This is a genomic window from Streptomyces sp. NPDC059456, assembly GCF_042750055.1.
GTDB lineage: Bacteria > Actinomycetota > Actinomycetes > Streptomycetales > Streptomycetaceae > Streptomyces.
In genome coordinates, this window is the sequence record NZ_JBHYVA010000855.1 from 1 (window position 1) to 3,132 (window position 3,132).

Consider the following 3,132-nt stretch of genomic DNA (forward strand, 5'->3'; position numbering starts at 1 on the left):
CCCCGCCACCGTCCGGGCAAAGATCGTTTCGCTCCTGATGGTGCCCGTCGTGTCCCTGCTCGCGCTCTGGGGCTTCGCGACCGTCAGCACCGCCCAGGACATCGCCCGGCTCGCCCGGGTCCGGCGGGTCGACGAGCAGATCCGCACCCCCGTCGCGGCCGCCGTCACCGAGCTCCAGGCCGAACGCCACGCCGCCGTCCGCTACCTGGCCGACCCCACCGCCGACCAGGGCGCCGCCCTGGAACAGCAGGCGCGGCGCACCGACGCCGCCGTCCGACGGCTCCGGCTCGGCGACCGGCACACCGTCGCCGAGTCGGGCGAGTTCCGCACCGAGGTCGTGGTGCGCGTCGGGACCTTCGTGGCCGCGGCGGAGGGGCTCGCCGCCACCCGCAAGGACATCGCGGACCGGCGCGCGACCTCGGACGCGGCGTACGAGACGTACACGCGGGTCGTCGACAGCGCCCTGGCCGCCGTCGGCTCCCTCTCGGGCGGCGACAAGGCCGAGCTCGGCCCCGAGGCCCGCGTCCTGCTCGAATTCGCCCGCGCCGGCGAGTTCCTCTCCCGTGAGGACGCGCTGGTCGCCGCGCCCGGCCCGCGCACCGCCGAAGCGCTCCGGCGGCTCACCGGCGTCATCGAGACCCGCCGCGCCCTCACTGCGGGCTCCGTCGGCGACCTGCCCGCCGCCCGGCAGGCCGCCTGGCAGTCCGTTGCCAAGAGCGCCCCCTACGCCGAACTGACCGCTGCCGAGGACCGGGTGCTCGCCGCCGGGCCCGCGACGGCGTCCGGTACGGCCACCGGTCCTGTCGCCGGTTCCGGTTCCGGTTCCGCTCCGGCTGCGGCCAAGGACCCGGCCAAGGACCCGGCCAAGGACCCGGCCAAGGGCGCGCCGGCCGGCTGGGACCCCGCGTACACGAGCATCAGCACCTCGATGCGCGAGATCGGCGCCGCCGCCCGCACCGGCCCCTTCGCGCAGGCCGGTCTGAGCCCGGCCGGGGCCGCCGTGCTGCTGGGCCTCGCCGCGGTCGCCGCCTCCCTCGTCATCTCCGTACGCATCGGCCGCGCCCTCGTCGTGGAACTCGTATCGCTGCGCAACACCGCCCTGGAGATCGCCCACCGCAAGCTCCCGCACGCCATGGACCGGCTGAGAGCGGGGCAGGACATCGACGTCGAGGCCGAAACCCCGCCCCCGCCGCCCGCCGACGACGAGATCACCCAGGTCGGCGAGGCCCTGGCCACCGTCCACCGGGCTGCCCTCGGCGCGGCCGTCGAGCGCGCCGAGCTGGCCAGCGGCGTCAGCGGCGTGTTCGTCAACCTCGCCCGCCGCAGCCAGGTCCTGGTGCACAAGCAGCTCACCCTGCTCGACTCGATGGAACGCCGCGCCGACGACCCGGGCGAGCTCGGCGACCTCTTCCGCCTCGACCACCTCACGACGCGGATGCGCCGGCACGCCGAGAGCCTGATCATCCTGTCGGGCGCCGCTCCCGGGCGTGCCTGGCGGATGCCGGTCCCACTGACGAACGTCGTCCGGGCCGCGGTCTCGGAGATCGAGGACTATCCGCGCGTCGAGGTCTGCCGGCTGGCGGAGGCCGCGGTGGTCGGCGGCGCCGTCGCCGACCTGACCCACCTGCTCGCCGAACTCATCGAGAACGCCACGCAGTTCTCGCCGCCGCACACCAAGGTCAGGGTCAGCGGCGAGCCCGTCGGCGCCGGATACGTCCTTGAGGTCGAGGACCGCGGGCTCGGCATGGGCCGCGAATCACTCCACCAGGCCAACCGGCGCATCGAGCAGTCCGAGTCCCTCGACCTGTTCGACAGCGACCGGCTCGGGCTCTTCGTGGTCAGCCGGCTCTCCGCCCGGCACGGTGTGCGGGTGCACCTGCGCACGTCGCCGTACGGCGGCACGACCGCCGTGGTGCTCCTGCCGAACTCCCTGCTCCAGGGCGCGATCGAGCCGGGCGCCGAGCCGGGTCCCGAGCCGGCGGAGGCCCCGGAGCCGGCCTTCGGTGCCGCCCCCGGCGCCCCGTCGGGCCCGGCCGGACGGGTCCCGCGGCCGCCCGCGGTGACCGTCGTACGGGAGGAGGCGCACCGCTCGGCGGTACGCGACGACGCTCGCCGTCCGCCCGTACGGGACGACGCGCGCGATATCCCGGCGCCCGGGCGGAACCCCGGACGGGCGGAGCCGCTCCCGGCCCCGGTGGCCTCCCTGCGGCCGCGCGGCCCGGGCGGCGCGGGCGCCCGTACGCAGGCCGCGCCGGTCCCCGAGTCCGCGCCGAATCCCGCCCCGGCCGCTGCCGGGACGCAGGCTCCGGGCACGGAGTCCGCCGGGCCGGCGGCCCCGCGGCGCGCCGCCCGCCCGGGCACCGGGACCGACGGCCCGGTGACCGGCGAACTGCCGCGGCGCGTACGCCAGGCCAGCCTCGTCCCGCAGCTGCGCGAGGCTCCCGAGCCGAAGGCCCCGGCCGGGGCCCGCCTGCCGGAGGAGCCGCCGGGGCGCAGCCCCGAGCAGGCCCGGGACCGGATGGCGGCCTACCGGGCCGGCTGGGTCCGCGGCGCCCAGGAGAACTCCGCCCACACGGGCAGCGAAGGAGAAGCGTGATGACCGAACACCAGAGATTCAACCTCGACGGCGGCCGCAGATCCGGCGAGCTGGACTGGCTGCTGGACGATCTGGTGGTCCGGGTCCGCGAGGTCCGGCACGCCGTGGTCCTGTCCAACGACGGACTGGCGGTGGGCGCGTCCAGTGCGCTCAGCCGGGAGGATGCGGAGCACCTGGCCGCCGTGGCTTCCGGATTCCACAGTCTGGCGAAGGGTGCGGGACGGCACTTCCAGGCCGGGGGCGTGCGCCAGACGATGGTGGAGATGGACGAGGGGTTCCTGTTCGTCGCCGCCGCCGGTGACGGTTCGTGCCTGGCGGTGCTGAGCGCGGCGCATGCGGACATCGGGCTGATCGCCTACGAGATGGCCCGGCTCGTGAAGCGGGTCGGGGAGCACCTGTACACCCCGTCCAGGTTCGCGGCGCGGCCACCGGCCGCGGGTTGAGAGCGGCGGTCCGGCAGGTGAGCGGCCAGTGGTACGACGCCGATGCGGGCCCGCTCGTCCGCCCGGACGCCATGACGGGCGGGCGGACGAAGC

General features: G+C 76.2%; 2 protein-coding genes and 1 pseudogene. All 3 read left to right on the forward strand.

Annotation, left to right across the window (positions count from 1 at the left end):
- The coding region (locus ACFXA3_RS39600; protein WP_385195785.1) for a nitrate- and nitrite sensing domain-containing protein at nucleotides 1-2,596 on the forward strand (2,596 nt) is incomplete at its 5' end.
- The gene (locus tag ACFXA3_RS39605) at nucleotides 2,596-3,039 is read left to right on the forward strand and encodes a roadblock/LC7 domain-containing protein (protein WP_385195788.1); all 444 of its coding nucleotides are present in this window, start codon (nucleotides 2,596-2,598) and stop codon (nucleotides 3,037-3,039) included. The genes ACFXA3_RS39600 and ACFXA3_RS39605, both read left to right, overlap by 1 nt.
- A pseudogene (locus ACFXA3_RS39610) lies at nucleotides 3,036-3,132 on the forward strand (DUF742 domain-containing protein); the annotation flags it as partial. The gene ACFXA3_RS39605 and the pseudogene ACFXA3_RS39610, both read left to right, overlap by 4 nt.

Coding starts and splice junctions, on each gene's coding strand:
- ACFXA3_RS39605 (WP_385195788.1), top strand. CDS start 2,596: ATGACCGAACACCAGAGATTCAACCTCGACGGCGGCCGCAGATCCGGC.